The organism is Nonlabens sp. Asnod2-A12, from assembly GCF_045063745.1.
Taxonomy (GTDB): Bacteria; Bacteroidota; Bacteroidia; order Flavobacteriales; family Flavobacteriaceae; genus Nonlabens; species Nonlabens xylanidelens.
The window spans coordinates 1,788,345-1,803,330 of record NZ_JBEFOB010000003.1 but is presented as its reverse complement, the minus strand read 5'-3'; the positions used below and the strand labels follow the sequence as shown (position 1 = coordinate 1,803,330).

Sequence of the window (14,986 nt, the reverse complement as noted above, 5' to 3'; positions counted from 1 at the left end):
AGATCTACGGTAAAAATATTATGTTTTTATAATTAAATGGCTCTTTACTTAAAGAAATCAGTGAATGTTTCATATTAAAAACCGTTTGCCGAATAAACCACAGTCGCAATTAATATTTTAAATACTCATTTATAGATTCTTGTAAATATCTTAGGGCAAAGCATTTTCATTCTCACTGTCTAAACCTTATTTTTGATCATACCCTAAACAACTATTTCTAATGGACGATTTTATTTTATATGTTAAAGAAGGTTTTTATCACGTTATGAACTTTAACGTCGGTGCATATGATCATGTACTTTTCTTTATTCTTATGGCAGTGCCATTTTTATTTAATAGTTGGAAAAAGCTTTTAGGACTGAGTCTTGCATTTACAGTAGGTCATATTCTTTCATTATTGCTAGTAATTTATGGTAAGGTGTCATTTAATAGTTCTTATATAGAGTTTTTAATTGTGGTCACTATAGCTATTACGGCGCTGTATAATATTTTTACAGCAGGAAAAAGACATCGCGATAACCATAACTGGATCACCATGATATTTGCATTGTTCTTTGGTCTTATCCATGGATTTGGTTTCTCTAGTGGTTTTAAAATGTTAGCTGCTGGAGCAGAGAGTGATTTGTTAATGTTATTAGAGTTTGCTCTAGGACTGGAGTTGGGTCAGTTGCTTATCATATTAGTGATTTTAATCTTAAACTTTATATTTACCGGGATATTCCGATTTAATAAAAAAGAATGGGTTCAGATTATCTCTTCCATCATTTTAGGAATGATACTGCCATTGTTAATTGTAAGATGGATTTTTTAAAACTTGTTTTCATCTCGCTTTCGCGAAAGCGGAATTTTAAAAATCATTTCAAATACTTACTTATTTTATAAGTACCTAACAAGCTTTTTAACTAGAAGGCAATTTACTATTATACCAAAAAAGTGAAAAAAGAAAAACAACATAGATACGACGTTGCTTATTTGAGAATGGCGACAGAATGGGGTAAATTATCGCACTGTCAGCGCCGTCAGGTAGGTGCGCTTATCGTACGTGATCGCATGATTATAAGCGATGGTTATAATGGTACACCTAGTGGTTTTGAAAATTTTTGTGAAGATGACGAGGGTTATACAAAATGGTATGTGCTACATGCTGAGGCTAATGCTATTTTAAAAGTAGCTGGTTCTACACAAAGTTGTCGCGATGCAACGCTTTATATAACCATGTCACCCTGCAAAGACTGTAGTAAATTAATACATCAAAGTGGCATAAAACGTGTAGTCTACATGGAAGGTTATAAAGATGATAGCGGCTTGCAATTTCTAGAGAAAGCAGGAGTTATTATAGAACAAATAGAAGAAGTCGATTAATGAAAAAAAGTTACCTGTATTATCCTTTGTTTTTGGGAATATTCTTTGCCATAGGTATATGGTTAGGGAGTGCTCTTAACAGTAATAATTTAGGTGATAATTATATCGCATCTTCTAGCACTGCAAAAAAACGCAAGCTTAATAGATTGATAGATCTCATAGACCAGCGTTATGTAGATAAAATCGATACAGATAGTATTGTGGATGTAACGGTAAATGAGATCATGCAAAATCTCGATCCGCATTCGGTATACATACCTAGTGACCAGACAGAAGATGTAGAGAATAGCATGAGAGGCGACTTCGTAGGTATAGGAATACGCTTTTTTGTGAATCAGGACTCCATATCTGTTTTGAGATCTATAGAAGATGGCCCTAGTGATAAGGCTGGAATAAAAGGTGGTGATAAAATATTATATGCAGACGGTAAACCACTATTCGGTGAGAACGCCGTTTCTACAAATGTTTTGAAAGGAGAAGAAGGTTCTCGTATTGTTTTAGGGGTTTTAAGACCTGGAGATGATACTGTAATTAATATACCGGTTACTAGAGGAAATGTAGCTATTAAAAGTATAGATGCTGCTTATATGCTCACGAGAAGTCTAGGGTATATTAAAATTAACCGTTTTGCAGAAACTACAGATGCCGAGTTTGAACAAGCAATTAAAGACTTAAAAAAAGCTGGTGCTACTCAAATAGCACTAGATTTAAGAGATAATCCAGGTGGCGTTTTAAGTGCAGCAGTTCACATAGCCGACGAGTTTCTGGAAGATGATAAGCTGATTCTTTTTCAAAAAGATCGCGATCAAAAACGTAAGGATAGTTATGCTACTGATTACGGCTCTTATGAAAGTAGTGACGTATTTATCTTAATAAATGAGAATAGTGCTAGTGCAAGTGAAGTAGTAGCAGGTGCTTTACAAGATAATGATACCGGTACTATTATAGGTCGTAGGAGTTTTGGTAAAGGACTGGTGCAACAAGAAATTAAATTAGGAGATGGCAGCTCTGTACGTTTAACTATAGCAAGATATTACACACCTACTGGTAGGAGTATTCAAAGACCTTATGAAAATGGTAATGAAGATTACTTTAAAGAATACATAGATAGATATAATAATGGAGAGTTATTAGATGAGTCCAATATAGAAGTAAACGACTCCTTGCGTAAGGTGACTCCAGGTGGTAAGGTTGTTTATGGCGGTGGTGGTATTATACCAGATGTTTTTGTAGCTAGTCCAGATGATTATATCTTACAAACGCTAGATTACTTTGGTAGAACAGGTTTTGCAGACCAATTTGTAAATAAATATCTTCAAGAAGAAGGACGTTTTATGAGAAACATCTCTCAAGAAGAATTTATAAACAACTATAAAGTCTCAGAAAAATTAATGGGTGACTTTATAATCTATGCAAAATTATATAATACTAGTATGAAACTGCCAGGTTATAGAGATGAGATAAGTTCAATTATTAAATCTTCTATGGCAGAGCAGCTTTTTACTACAGAGCTTAAAATCAAATTGTTAAATCAAGATGATATAATGATTGAAAAGCTGCTGGAATTGAGTAACTAAGGGTTGCTTAGCTTTTCTCGTATTTGTCCTTAATTTTATAGGATACTAACATAATACTCATAAGTATAGCTACACATAATGCTGCCACTATGCTTATAGCGCCTATCTGGCTTTCTCCTTGAAGCAAGTTGTTAAAGTCTAATTTTGTTGCGTTAAAAACGATACTGGCGATCGCAAGAATTAGGATAAAATAAAATACATATTTCATAACTAGAATAGCTCTTTAATATTTGCTGTAAATAATTTCACAGCTATGGCTAGCAAGATAACACCAAAGATTTTTCTAACCACGTTAATTCCTTGTTTACCTATTAGTTTTTCTATGCGACCAGAGTTTTTAAGAACTATGTACACAAAACCGATGTTGAATATAATCGCTAGTATAATATTAATAGCAGAGTATTCAGATCTTAAAGAAAGTACAGAAGTTAATGTTCCTGCACCAGCAATAAGAGGGAAAGCGATAGGGATAATCGCAGCAGTTTCCGGCGCGTCATCTTTATAAAGCTGTATACCTAAAATCATTTCTAGAGCAATAAAGAAGATAATAAAAGCACCTGCTACAGCAAATGAGTTCACGTCTATACCTATAAGTCCCAACATGCTCTCTCCTACAAACATAAAAACGATCATAAGAATACCAGCAACTATAGATGCTTTTTCACTTTGTACATGACCCACTTTACGTCTTAAATCAACGATAATAGGAATACTACCTATAATGTCAATAACGGCAAAAAGTATCATCCCAGCCGTAAAAGTCTCCTTAAGATCAAAGGCAGTAAAAAATTCAATAAATGCATTATTTCCCATAACATCTGTATTTTCAGCGTGCAAAAGTAATTCTAATAAACTGTTTAATGATTAACAATATAGGTTAAATAAACATTAAGGATAATTAGACACATAAATAACACTTAGTTAATCGCTTAAATGCTAATAGCCTTATCATTACATCGATTAATTTGATGTGATGATAAGGCTATTTAAAGTTTTATTATCGTTATTATAAAGCGACTACGTCACTTATAATTCTACTAGTTAACTAGTTTTTTAAGGCCAGCAACGGTAGCTTCTTGATCATTAGACTTAAATACATAGCTACCGGCAACTAGAACATCTGCTCCTGCGTCTACCAGTTGTTTTGCATTTTTATCAGTAACGCCACCATCTATTTCTATAAGAGTGTCGGCACCTTTTTCAGTAATTATCTTTTTAAGAGCTTTTACTTTATCATAAGTATTCTCGATAAAGCTCTGACCACCAAAACCAGGGTTTACACTCATAATACAGACCATATCTAGATCTTGTATAACATCTTTTAATAAATCAACACTGGTATGCGGATTTAATGCTACACCAGCTTTCATTCCATGTGATTTAATTAACTGTAGCGTTCTATGTAAATGAGTACATGCTTCATAATGTACTGTAAGAATGTCGCAGCCTAAATTTGCAAAAGTCTCTACATATCGATCTGGATCAATGATCATCAAGTGACAGTCAATAGTTTTAGTCGCATGCTTTACGATATCTCGCAATACAGGCATACCAAAGGAGATATTAGGAACAAAAACGCCATCCATAATATCGATATGAAACCAGTCAGCATCACTGCGGTTAATCATTTCTACATCACGTTGTAGGTTAGCAAAATCTGCTGCAAGTACTGATGGTGCAATAAGTTTAGACATCTTGTGTGTTTTAAAGGTTTTGCAAATTTAAGTTTTTTGATTCCGCTTTCGCGAAAGCGGGAATAAAAAAGATATCAATCTGAGATAATTATTCATTTATAAATCCTTAAATTGGTCAACCAATTTTTATGATATCTTTAAAAAGTCCTCTATGATTTCACGATATTCTCTTTTAGCGATTTTAGTTTTTACCTTATTAAATTCATTTCAATCGCTAGCCACAGACTATACTGTAAACTCAGTAGGTCAGTTCAATGCACTGAATCTACAGCCATGTGATGTCGTTACCTGGACTGATGGGACCTATTCTAATCAAAATATAATCTTTAATGCTTCTGGTACGCTGGGTAGTCCTATTGTTTTAAAGGCTCAAACACCTGGTGGTGTTATTTTTAATGGTAGTTCAGAAATGAATATTTATGGAGATTATTTAATAGTAGATGGCTTTTACTGGAATGGAGGAGTAGGTACTAGAAATCATGTAGAATTTAGACGCGATGGATCAAGCAGTAATTTTGCAAACAATAGCGTTATTAGAAACTGTACGTTTAATAACCTAGCGACCGCAGGAGATGAAAAAAGTCGATGGATTGTACTATATGGGACAAATAATACGGTAGAAAATTGCACGATGATGAATAAGAACACTACAGGTGTTTTTATCCTGGTAGAATTATCTCATCAAAATAGTGGTGTTGCTGGTCATATTATAAGAAATAATTATTTCTATAATGTGCCTCCTAAAGATGGTCGTGCAAACGCAGGAGATTCTGAAGGTATACGTATAGGGTCTAGTGGTAGGCAATTTGTTAATGCCGGTGTGCTGGTAGAGGGAAATTATTTTCAAGATGTAGATGGCGAGTCTGAAATTATATCAAATAAGAGTTTAGGAAATACGTACCGCAATAACACTTTCAGAAGTTGTCGAGGCTCGTTAGTGCTAAGACATGGTGCTGGAGCTCTGGTAGAAGGGAATTATTTTTTAGGTGAAAATAAATCTGGTTCTGGCGGTATTAGAGTTATAGACCAAGATCATATTATCATTAACAATTACATGCAAGGACTTAATAATTCTAGCAGTACGTTTAATGGCGGTATAATTATAATGGGAGGTGATTCAATTTCTGGAGGAACAAGTAATAGTTATCAATTTGTAACCAACGTGTTGATTGCTTTCAATACTATTTATAATTCTGACGATCCTATTTATTATAATAGTGAGAGAGCGACGACTCCACCGCAGGGGATTATTGCAAACAATTTGATTTACAGTACAAATGGAACTATTGTGTCTGGTTCTGTAGCTGCAATAGGTGGACAAATGACTTATCAAGGAAATATTTTTGGTGGTTCCAACATCGGAATCACTAATTCTGGAATTACAAATGCAAATGCTAACTTCAGTCCAAGTGGCGAGATTTTTAAACCAAGTACAACCGGTCCAGCAGTAGATGTTTCGTCTGGAACTTTTAATCAAGTCTCTAGAGATATAGAGGGTTTTACAAGACCGTCTACAAATAAAGATGTGGGAGCTCATGAAATAGTAGGAGCAACTGGTATGGCCACAAATCCATCTCCTATAATAGATGCTCAGGTAGGTAATGGTAAGGGATCTTGTTATATAAATGCCATAGGAACTACTGTTACTTCAACATGTTCTCCTATTGTTACTTGTGCACCTGTTTCAGTAACTGGGCTGAGTGTAAATCCTACTACAGCAACTGTTCAAGAATCAGGAACTATTCAAGTGAGTGCAACTGTTACTCCATCAACTGCTGCAAATCAACAAGTGAATTGGTCTTCTAGTGATACCACAATAGCAATTGTGGATGCAAGCGGTGTAGTAACTGGTGTGGCAGCAGGAAATGCAACGATCACAGCCACTACGGTAGATGGTGGTTTTACAACAACATCTATGATTACGGTAACAGCACCGTTAATGGCTCCAGATTGTTTGCCAGGAACTAACCTTGCGTTAAATGCTAGTGTAGATAGTTTTACAAATGAGCAAGTTGGTAATGAGGCTATAAATGTAATAGATGGCAACGATAGTAATAGATGGAGTGCGATGACATTTCCACAATCTATGGTGATTGATTTAGGAGAAGGACTCAATGTAAGCGGTATGAATCTATTTCCATTTTCAGGACGTGATTATCAATATGTAATTGAAGGTTCTACCACATCAGCGACTTCAGGATTTACAACCTTAGTAGATCGTCAGGCAAATACGACTGGAGGTACTTCTATAAATGACACGTTTAATCCTACTGTTGTACGCTATGTAAAACTAACAGTTACAGGAGCAGCAACATATACAGGTCCATGGGTTTCTATATCTGATCTAGAAATTATTTGTGGTGGTGTTGTATTGTCTAACACTGATAACATCTTAGAAGCTCAAATAAGTATTTATCCAAATCCATTTAAAAATCAATTTACTATTGATATACCAAATACTTTTGTAAATGAAGTAAGCTCTATAAAATTAGTCGATCTTCTAGGGAAAGTGGTGTATGAAAGTGACACCATCACTTCTAGTAATCAAATTTCAATTAATAGTTCATTAACTGCTGGAATGTACTTTATACAGCTGACAGGAGATAATAATGGAGTTTTGTTTATTGATAAAGTGATTAAACAATAGTAATAAATAACGATTTATGTAATCAAAAAAAGCCCTGTAACTTAATAGTTATAGGGCTTTTTTTATACCGCTTTCGCGAAAGCGAGATAGCAAATAGTTGCTACATAAAAAAAAACTATTATTTTAGAACTATGAAAAAAACAACTAACCTTCCAATTCTTATATTTTTATTTCTTTTTGTGTACTACATGTTTGTGAGAAAGTATGTAGAGGACTTCAGAATTGAAATGGCTATTTTATTAGTTGCAATAGCTGTTTTTAGTTTCTTGATTTTTAAGAAGGTTAAAAATGGCGAGATTGTAAAAAGTAGAACCTCTTGGATTATTTCTGGAGTGTTTATCTTAGGTAGCCTAGTCTATGGCGGCTACATGATGTTTTATGTATTATAGTCGCTTTACTATAAGCCTTTTTAGGGCTGTATTAGACGCTTTTAGAGCAATGACAAACTATAGATTAAAAATCCCTCTTGAAATTTCAAGAGGGATTTTTAAGTTTTATGAAATGATGTTATATTATAATCCAGCTGCCGTATTTGCTATCTTTTGTAACGCTTTTGATATTTTATCAATTGACTTTTCTGTATCTTTTAAATGGTGACGATTGGTTAGAAAGTCAGTACTGTTGTAACTAATTTTAACCTCACCTAATTCATTTTCATATACCAACATTTTTTGTGGTAAATCGAGCGCGGTAGTTGGTGACGAATCCATTAATGGGCTTCCTAGATTAGGATTGCCAAAAATAATCACTCGCGTAGGTCTTAGTTCTATGTCAGTATTTTGAGCATTTGCTTGATGATCTAACTCTGTAAATATTCTTAAGGCAGGATTATTTTCAATCGTGTTTTTAAGAGTTGTGTAGGTAGCGTCAAAGTCTTGTTTACTTACTTTAGTAATAATTCCTTCATTAAGTGTTGTTTGAGTGTCGTCACTTTCCATGACAGTAGAATTGCTTGCCTTTTTTGAGAGCATAGCAAGAGCATTAGAAATTTTGTCTAAAGTTGTTTCTTCAGAAGTTAGACCGTGACGTTGACTCAAAAAGGTGCTGTTGTTGTAGGCCAAGTAAACATCTTTATTACTGTCTTGAAAAACGAGAATACGTTGTGGTAAATCTAAACCAGCTTGTTGATTTTCTAACATTAGCGGACTTCCTAACTTTGGGTTTCCAAATAAAATTAACTTAGCTGGATTCAGTTCAATGTTAGAATTACCAGCGTTAGCGCTATGGTCGACTTCGGCAATTATTTTTATAGCAGGGTTGTTGGATAATGTAGTTTTTAAACTCTGGTAGGTGTCATCAAATGATTGATTGCTCTTCATGTAATTCATTCCTTTTACTTGATATGAATTAGTAATAACAGTTAGGGTCTTTTTATTTGTAGTATTACAAGAGATAAAGATGATAGGTAAAGCAAGTATTAAGTATATGAACTTCATGTCGTTTTTTTTTGCTTAAAACTAAGCTTGTTAACTCAATATAAGGTCTAAAATGATCTTAAAATAAAATCCCTGCAACAATTAAGTTACAGGGATTTTAAATTTATAATAATCTATAAGAATAATACTATCAGACTCTGAAATGAATTCAGAGTGATAGTTTTAATTTATTACTCAGACTTAGAATCATTAGCATCACGACGTGGTCTGTCGTCTTTCTTACGGTCATCACGACGTGGACGACGGTCATTAGAACGACGGTCATCACGCTGGCGTGGTGGACGCTCTACCCAACCTTCTGGTTTAGGCATACATTCTTTACGAGATACTTTTTGCTTTTTAGTACGTGGATCTACACCCATGTATTTTACGTCAAGAACATCTCCTACTTTAAGAACTGTAGATGGGTCTTCAATACGCTTGTAATCAAACTCACTTACATGAAGTAATGTTTCTTTACCTGGCCTTAATTCTACTACTGCACCAAAGTCAAGCATTTTTACAACTTTTACGCTGTAAACCTCACCGACAGTTGGTTCAAAAATGATGTTTCTGATTTTTTCTAGAGCAGCCTCGATCTTAGCACGGTCTGTACCAGCTATCTCGATAACACCCATATCACCATCTTCTTTGATGTTGATTACAGTCTCAGTTTCTTTTTGCATCTCTTGGATAACTTTTCCACCAGGTCCTATTACAGCACCTATGAATTTACCTTCGATCTCTAAAGATTCCATTTTAGGAGCGTGTGACTTCACATCTGCAGCTGGTACAGCGATAGTGTCAGTAAGTTTTCCTAATATGTGCATACGACCATCTCTAGCCTGCATTAAAGCATTAGTAAGGATTTCATAAGAAAGACCTTTTACTTTAATATCCATTTGACAAGCAGTGATACCATCTGCTGTACCAGTTACTTTAAAGTCCATATCTCCTAAGTGATCTTCATCACCTAAAATATCAGAAAGAACTGCGTATTTATCACCATCTGTGATTAATCCCATTGCGATACCAGAAACTGGTTTCTTCATAGGTAAACCTGCATCCATCATAGCCATAGTACCAGCACAAACTGTTGCCATAGAAGAAGAACCGTTAGATTCAAGTACTTCAGATACTACTCTTACTGTGTAAGGAAGATCTTCTGGTAACATTCTTTTTAATGCACGTTGTGCTAGGTTACCGTGTCCTATCTCACGTCTAGACGTACCGCGTAATGGGCGAGCCTCTCCTGTAGAGAATGGAGGGAAGTTATAGTGTAAGTAGAAACGCTCTTCTCCTTCTTGAGATGCCATGTCTATTACATTTGCATCTCTAGAAGTACCTAGAGTTACTGTTGCCAGCGCTTGAGTTTCTCCACGAGAGAAGATAGCACTACCGTGTGTAGATGGAAGGTAATCTACCTCACACCATATATCACGTATATCTGTAGTCTTACGACCATCTAGACGTACACCTTCGTTAAGTAGTACGTCACGTACTGCTTTCTTATGTGTTTTGTTGAAATACTTAGAGATAAGATCTCCATTTTCAGCTTGATCTTCTTCAGAAAAAGTTGCTTTGATCTCTTCTTTGATTTCAGAGAATGCTGCGCTACGTTCGTGCTTAGCACTTCCTTTTTTAGCAACATCATATACTTTTTGGTAAGCAAGTTCTGCTACTTTAGCTTCTATAGTAGCATCTTCTTTTTCACCTTCGTACTCACGTACATCTTTCTTACCTACTTGTTCAGCAAGAGCGATTTGCGCAGCACATTGATCTTTGATAGCTTCATGAGCGGCTTTGATAGCAGCGATCATTTCTTCTTCAGAAATTTCACTCATCTCACCTTCAACCATCATTACAGAGTCAGCACTAGCACCTATCATCATCTCAAGATCTGCTGCTTCTAACTGTGCATAACTTGGGTTGATAACAAACTCACCATCTACACGCGCAACACGTACTTCAGATATAGCACATTCAAAAGGTAAATCAGATAGTTGTATTGCAGCACTTGCAGCAAGACCTGCCATAGCATCTGGCATTACTTCTGGGTCATGAGACATTAATTGAATCATTACCTGTACTTCTGCATGGTAATCTTTAGGGAATAATGGACGTAATACACGGTCTACAAGACGCATAGTAAGTACTTCTCCATCGTTAGGACGTGCCTCACGCTTAAAGAATCCACCTGGATATTTACCGGCAGCGGCAAATTTCTCACGGTAATCTACAGTAAGTGGTAAGAAGTCTAGTCCAGTTGATTTGTAGCTGGATACTACGGTTCCTAGAAGCATTGCTTTTCCACATGTGATCACAACAGATCCATGTGCTTGTTTTGCAAGCGCTCCAGTTTCGATAGTGATGTCAGGCCCGTTGGCCATTTTAATCACTTGTTTAAAAACTTGTGGTTTCATAATTATAGTTAAACATTAATCTCAAGTTGTGTGGTAGAGAAGGCGTTTACTTTGTGAGAAACCAGCTTTGATTTGCAGTGCAGTCCTTACACTGTTAAGACGCATCGCATGCATCTTGAACTGCGATTTGTATTTTTGTTACGCTTTCGCGAAAGCGTAAGTAGAATCTAACTTCTACGTTTAAAAACCGCAATGTATGCGGTAAGAAATTTCTACGCATGCGATGCGCAGAAAACAAAAAAGGGGACGCAAGGTCCCCAATTTATTATTTTCTAATACCTAAGTCTTTAATCAACTCACGGTAAGCAACGATATCTTTTCTCATCTTGTAATCAAGAAGTGAACGACGCTTTCCTACTAGTTTTACTAGACTACGCTCTGTGTTGTAGTCATGACGGTTTTTCTTAAGGTGTCCCGTTAAATAGTTAATACGGTAAGTGAATAACGCGATTTGCGCGTCTGTGTTACCTGTGTCGTTTGCGTCTTTTCCGTACTTTGCGAAAATTTCTGCTTTTTTTTCTGGTGCTAAATACATGCCAAAATTATTTGATAATGAATATTATGTATGTCAGTCTATCTGACGGTGCCGCGAGATTCATTCTCTTAGCGTTTGCAAAAATACGATTAATTAATAATATGCTATAATTTATATCTTTATTTTCTAACTAACTATAGGTAAGATTCAAAAAAAACAACGTTAAATTAATGATAGCTGTCATAAAACCGTGATCTCTTTACCTTAATATTGTAGTTATAAACCCTTTCTTTTGAATACAAATAATTCCAATTGCCTTATCATTTTTACTCGCAATCCTGAAATAGGAAAGGGTAAACGACGTCTTGCCGCTACCGTAGGAGATCAAGTTGCATTTGATATCTATAAATTTTTACTAGCTCACACCAGAGAAATTACAGGAAACCTTAACGCTACTAAACAGGTGTGGTATAGTGAGCGTGTTCATGAAAACGATGCTTGGGATAATAAGGTGTATGATAAATATGTGCAGGATGGTGAAGATCTAGGCGTGCGTATGGAAAATGCTTTTCAAGAAGCATTTAAAAATCATGACCATGTTATTATCATTGGGTCTGATATGCATGATATGAATCAGGCAGATTTAGACCGTGCTTTTAATCAATTAAAAACTAACGATGCTGTAATAGGCCCTGCCGAAGATGGAGGTTATTACCTTCTAGGGTTTACTAAAAAACTAATCGATGGCGTTTTTGAAGATAAAGAATGGGGAACTGAAACGGTATTAGAAAAAACTCTTAATAATCTAAAAAGCGTAAATTATGCTATGCTGGAAGAGCGTAATGATGTAGATTATTATGAAGATATAAAAGACATTCCAGCATTTCAACCTTTTTTAAAAAACATATGATGCTTAGTAAAAAACAACTCACACAGTCTATAGAATATTTACATTCTCAAGGTTTTGAAGCTCCTGAGGTAGGAATCGTTCTTGGGACTGGTCTAGGTAAACTAGTGGATAGTATAGAAAATCAAAAAGTCGCACACTATAATCAAATACCTTCTTTTCCACTGGCAACAGTAGAATTTCATTCTGGTAAATTGATTTATGGAGATTTAGGTGGTAAAAAAGTGGTGGTCATGCAAGGTCGTTTTCATTTGTATGAAGGTTATGATTTTATTGATATCACGTACCCAGTAAGAGTAATGCATGGTTTGGGAATTAAAAACTTATTAGTTTCTAACGCTGCAGGTGCGGTTAATCTAGATATGAAAAAAGGTGATTTAATGCTTATCGATGACCATATCAATTTACAAGGTGGTAGTCCGCTTGCGTTTAAAGGTGTAAGTGAATTTGGTGAGCGATTCACAGATATGAGTGCTCCTTATGATAAGGAGATGAATGATAAATTAAAATCGCTTGCAACATCTCAAAATATCTCTCTTAAAGAAGGTGTTTATGCTAGTGTAGTAGGACCGCAACTAGAAACTAGAGCAGAATATAGAATGCTCAAGCTATTAGGTGCAGATGCAGTAGGTATGAGTACGGTGCCAGAAATCATTGTGGCAAATCATTTAAACTTGCCAGTAAGTGCTATATCTGTACTGACTGACGAGTGTGATCCTGATAATCTTGAACCAGTAGACATTGCAGATATTATCGCAATAGCCGGTACAGCAGAGCCTAAAATGGTTGCTTTATTTAAAGGGCTGATTGAATTGATCTAATTTATATAATTGTACACTGTTATATTGATGTGATATTATCCTATTACTTTTACAATGAATTAAAAAGCGGAAGCTTGTTTTCCGCTTTTTTGTTCTTTAAAATTAAGATAGAATTGTTGTGCTTAAAGCAACACTAAGTTTGATATTATGAAGTACATAACTATAGTATTATTAGTCCTATTAACAGCATCTTGTGTAGGTGGTGGTGATCTTTATTACGATACTTTGGAAAAAGGTCAAGAAATACCGTCTGAAAATGGACAGTTAGATCATAGTAAATGGGATGCTATTCTTAAAGAGTATGTAAATAGCGAGGGATTTGTGGATTATGTAGGTCTTAAAGAAGAACAGGCAGAATTAAAAGAATATTTAAGTTACTTAAATGAAAACGTTCCTCAAAAATCATGGAGTATTAATGAGCAATTTGCCTATTACATCAATTTGTATAATGCAAATACAGTAGACCTTATTCTTATGAATGACCTGCCTGCTAGTATTAAAGATATAGATGGACCTTTGGGTCAGGTGTGGTTAAAGAAATTTGCTCAAGTTGGAGATAAAGAATATTCTCTTGCAGCAATAGAAAAAAATGTGCTTCAAAAAATGGGAGACGCTCGCATTCATTTTGCTATTAATTGCGCTAGCTTTTCATGTCCTAAATTACAGAATACTGCGTTTACAGCGGCAAATGTGGACGCACTTATGGATAAAAGTGCAATAGAATTTGTAAATTCAGAAAAGAATGATCTTAGCGATCCTCAAAATCCTAAATTGAGTTCTATTTTTGATTTTTACCCAGAAGATTTTACCCAAAACGGTATGACACTCGCACAATTTATTAATCAATATGCTGACTCACAGATAGCAGAAAAAGATTCTTATTCTTATAAGGATTATGACTGGTCATTGAATAGTCAGAAATAAAAACCGAACCTAGCTTGCTTACGTACATGTGACCATATGATCAGTATTATTATTCCGGTTCTTAATGAAGAATCTTCAATTATAAAATTATTAGACCACCTCTGCGGCTATGCAAATAATGCTAGCTTATTAGAAGTGATCATTGTAGATGGTGGTAGTGATGATGAGACTGTAAAGTTAGTAAATGATTTTGCTAGTGCTCATCAGGATATGTCCGTACGACTAATTAATTCGCAAAAAGGACGTGGTAAGCAATTACATAATGGCTCAAAAGTAGCCACAGGAGAAATTTTCTATTTTCTGCATGCAGATTCTTATCCGCCTAAGGATTATGATTTGTTAATTATAAATGCGGTTAAAAATCAGCACGCTGCTGGTTGTTTCAGGATGAAGTTTAAAAGCTCACATCCTTGGTTAATCATCATAGGATGGTTTACAAGATTCTCATGGAAAGCAAGTCGTGGTGGAGATCAATCTCAATACATTACACGAGAATTGTATGATAAAATAGGTGGCTATAAAACAAATATTCCTATTTATGAAGATTATGATCTTATTACAAGATTATATGAAATAGATCAATACTATGTAATCCCCAAATGGTTAAAAACTAGTGCAAGACGCTATCATGAAAAAGGCGTGCTTAAGCTTCAGTGGTTTTATTTAACCATCTATTGGAGAAAATATCGAGGTGCAACTATTGACGAGTTGTATGAGTATTATTTGAGTAAATGTGATTGA

15 protein-coding genes are annotated in these 14,986 nt (G+C 35.2%); 9 read left to right on the top strand and 6 right to left on the bottom strand.

Annotation, left to right across the window (positions count from 1 at the left end):
* Positions 1–220 precede the first annotated feature (220 nt).
* From ACJJVJ_RS08295 to ACJJVJ_RS08285, 3 genes are all read left to right on the top strand, one after another.
* Complete coding sequence (locus ACJJVJ_RS08295) at positions 221–811, top strand: HupE/UreJ family protein (RefSeq protein WP_104514547.1); 591 nt, start codon at positions 221–223, stop codon at positions 809–811.
* 122 nt (positions 812–933) lie between these two features.
* Positions 934–1,362 carry a dCMP deaminase family protein gene (locus ACJJVJ_RS08290; protein ID WP_104514548.1) on the top strand — a complete coding sequence of 143 codons (429 nt, stop codon included), beginning with the start codon at positions 934–936 and terminating at the stop codon, positions 1,360–1,362.
* Positions 1,362–2,939, top strand: a complete 1,578-nt coding sequence (locus ACJJVJ_RS08285; RefSeq protein WP_405369851.1) for a S41 family peptidase — start codon at positions 1,362–1,364, stop codon at positions 2,937–2,939. Before ACJJVJ_RS08290 ends, ACJJVJ_RS08285 begins: the two co-directional genes overlap by 1 nt.
* A gap of 7 nt (positions 2,940–2,946) precedes the next feature.
* Here ACJJVJ_RS08285 and ACJJVJ_RS08280 read toward each other — a convergent pair whose 3' ends face one another.
* The 3 genes from ACJJVJ_RS08280 to rpe form a co-directional block, all read right to left on the bottom strand.
* Entirely contained in the window at positions 2,947–3,147 is a 201-nt protein-coding gene (locus ACJJVJ_RS08280) for a hypothetical protein (protein ID WP_104514550.1), read from the bottom strand.
* 2 nt (positions 3,148–3,149) lie between these two features.
* The gene (locus tag ACJJVJ_RS08275; protein ID WP_104514551.1) at positions 3,150–3,752 is read right to left on the bottom strand and encodes a MarC family protein; all 603 of its coding nucleotides are present in this window, start codon (positions 3,750–3,752) and stop codon (positions 3,150–3,152) included.
* Between the two features lie 224 nt (positions 3,753–3,976).
* On the bottom strand, positions 3,977–4,633 hold the full coding sequence (rpe, locus tag ACJJVJ_RS08270) for a ribulose-phosphate 3-epimerase (protein ID WP_104514552.1): 657 nt from the start codon (positions 4,631–4,633) through the stop codon (positions 3,977–3,979).
* Positions 4,634–4,784: 151 nt separating this feature from the next.
* Here rpe and ACJJVJ_RS08265 point away from each other — a divergent pair, with 151 nt between their 5' ends.
* Both ACJJVJ_RS08265 and ACJJVJ_RS08260 read left to right on the top strand, forming a co-directional pair.
* Complete coding sequence (locus ACJJVJ_RS08265; RefSeq protein ID WP_405369850.1) at positions 4,785–7,280, top strand: chondroitinase-B domain-containing protein; 2,496 nt, start codon at positions 4,785–4,787, stop codon at positions 7,278–7,280.
* Positions 7,281–7,411: 131 nt separating this feature from the next.
* Entirely contained in the window at positions 7,412–7,669 is a 258-nt protein-coding gene (locus tag ACJJVJ_RS08260) for a hypothetical protein (RefSeq protein ID WP_105023089.1), read from the top strand.
* 123 nt (positions 7,670–7,792) lie between these two features.
* On the opposite strand, the gene ACJJVJ_RS08255 is transcribed toward ACJJVJ_RS08260, so the two are convergent.
* The 3 genes from ACJJVJ_RS08255 to rpsO all read right to left on the bottom strand — a co-directional run bounded on the left by ACJJVJ_RS08255 (position 7,793) and on the right by rpsO (position 11,653).
* Positions 7,793–8,716: a DUF302 domain-containing protein gene (locus tag ACJJVJ_RS08255; RefSeq protein WP_405369849.1), complete on the bottom strand. Its 924-nt coding sequence runs from the start codon at positions 8,714–8,716 to the stop codon at positions 7,793–7,795.
* Positions 8,717–8,886: 170 nt separating this feature from the next.
* Positions 8,887–11,118, bottom strand: coding sequence for a polyribonucleotide nucleotidyltransferase (locus ACJJVJ_RS08250; RefSeq protein WP_405369848.1), 2,232 nt, complete (start codon positions 11,116–11,118; stop codon positions 8,887–8,889).
* A gap of 265 nt (positions 11,119–11,383) precedes the next feature.
* Positions 11,384–11,653 carry a 30S ribosomal protein S15 gene (gene rpsO / locus ACJJVJ_RS08245; protein ID WP_104514560.1) on the bottom strand — a complete coding sequence of 90 codons (270 nt, stop codon included), beginning with the start codon at positions 11,651–11,653 and terminating at the stop codon, positions 11,384–11,386.
* 232 nt (positions 11,654–11,885) lie between these two features.
* On the opposite strand from rpsO, the gene ACJJVJ_RS08240 reads away from it, so the two are divergent.
* From ACJJVJ_RS08240 to ACJJVJ_RS08225, 4 genes are all read left to right on the top strand, one after another.
* Positions 11,886–12,503 (top strand): TIGR04282 family arsenosugar biosynthesis glycosyltransferase, encoded by a 618-nt coding sequence (locus tag ACJJVJ_RS08240; RefSeq protein WP_405369847.1) that lies wholly within the window; start codon positions 11,886–11,888, stop codon positions 12,501–12,503.
* On the top strand, positions 12,500–13,321 hold the full coding sequence (locus tag ACJJVJ_RS08235; RefSeq protein WP_405369846.1) for a purine-nucleoside phosphorylase: 822 nt from the start codon (positions 12,500–12,502) through the stop codon (positions 13,319–13,321). The genes ACJJVJ_RS08240 and ACJJVJ_RS08235 overlap by 4 nt, the downstream gene beginning before the upstream one ends.
* Positions 13,322–13,468: 147 nt before the next feature.
* A complete protein-coding gene (locus tag ACJJVJ_RS08230) occupies positions 13,469–14,245 on the top strand; it encodes a DUF547 domain-containing protein (RefSeq protein ID WP_405369845.1) in 777 nt (258 codons plus the stop codon).
* Positions 14,246–14,281: 36 nt separating this feature from the next.
* Positions 14,282–14,986, top strand: coding sequence for a TIGR04283 family arsenosugar biosynthesis glycosyltransferase (locus ACJJVJ_RS08225; protein WP_405369844.1), 705 nt, complete (start codon positions 14,282–14,284; stop codon positions 14,984–14,986).

Bases quoted from the DNA above. Each gene is read 5' to 3' on its own strand.
- ACJJVJ_RS08250 (WP_405369848.1), bottom strand. From the start codon at position 11,118: ATGAAACCACAAGTTTTTAAACAAGTGATTAAAATGGCCAACGGGCCT.
- rpe (WP_104514552.1), bottom strand. From the start codon at position 4,633: ATGTCTAAACTTATTGCACCATCAGTACTTGCAGCAGATTTTGCTAAC.
- ACJJVJ_RS08230 (WP_405369845.1), top strand. From the start codon at position 13,469: ATGAAGTACATAACTATAGTATTATTAGTCCTATTAACAGCATCTTGT.
- ACJJVJ_RS08280 (WP_104514550.1), bottom strand. From the start codon at position 3,147: ATGAAATATGTATTTTATTTTATCCTAATTCTTGCGATCGCCAGTATC.
- ACJJVJ_RS08225 (WP_405369844.1), top strand. From the start codon at position 14,282: ATGATCAGTATTATTATTCCGGTTCTTAATGAAGAATCTTCAATTATA.
- rpsO (WP_104514560.1), bottom strand. From the start codon at position 11,653: ATGTATTTAGCACCAGAAAAAAAAGCAGAAATTTTCGCAAAGTACGGA.
- ACJJVJ_RS08255 (WP_405369849.1), bottom strand. From the start codon at position 8,716: ATGAAGTTCATATACTTAATACTTGCTTTACCTATCATCTTTATCTCT.
- ACJJVJ_RS08275 (WP_104514551.1), bottom strand. From the start codon at position 3,752: ATGGGAAATAATGCATTTATTGAATTTTTTACTGCCTTTGATCTTAAG.
- ACJJVJ_RS08285 (WP_405369851.1), top strand. From the start codon at position 1,362: ATGAAAAAAAGTTACCTGTATTATCCTTTGTTTTTGGGAATATTCTTT.
- ACJJVJ_RS08260 (WP_105023089.1), top strand. From the start codon at position 7,412: ATGAAAAAAACAACTAACCTTCCAATTCTTATATTTTTATTTCTTTTT.
- ACJJVJ_RS08265 (WP_405369850.1), top strand. From the start codon at position 4,785: ATGATTTCACGATATTCTCTTTTAGCGATTTTAGTTTTTACCTTATTA.
- ACJJVJ_RS08235 (WP_405369846.1), top strand. From the start codon at position 12,500: ATGATGCTTAGTAAAAAACAACTCACACAGTCTATAGAATATTTACAT.
- ACJJVJ_RS08295 (WP_104514547.1), top strand. From the start codon at position 221: ATGGACGATTTTATTTTATATGTTAAAGAAGGTTTTTATCACGTTATG.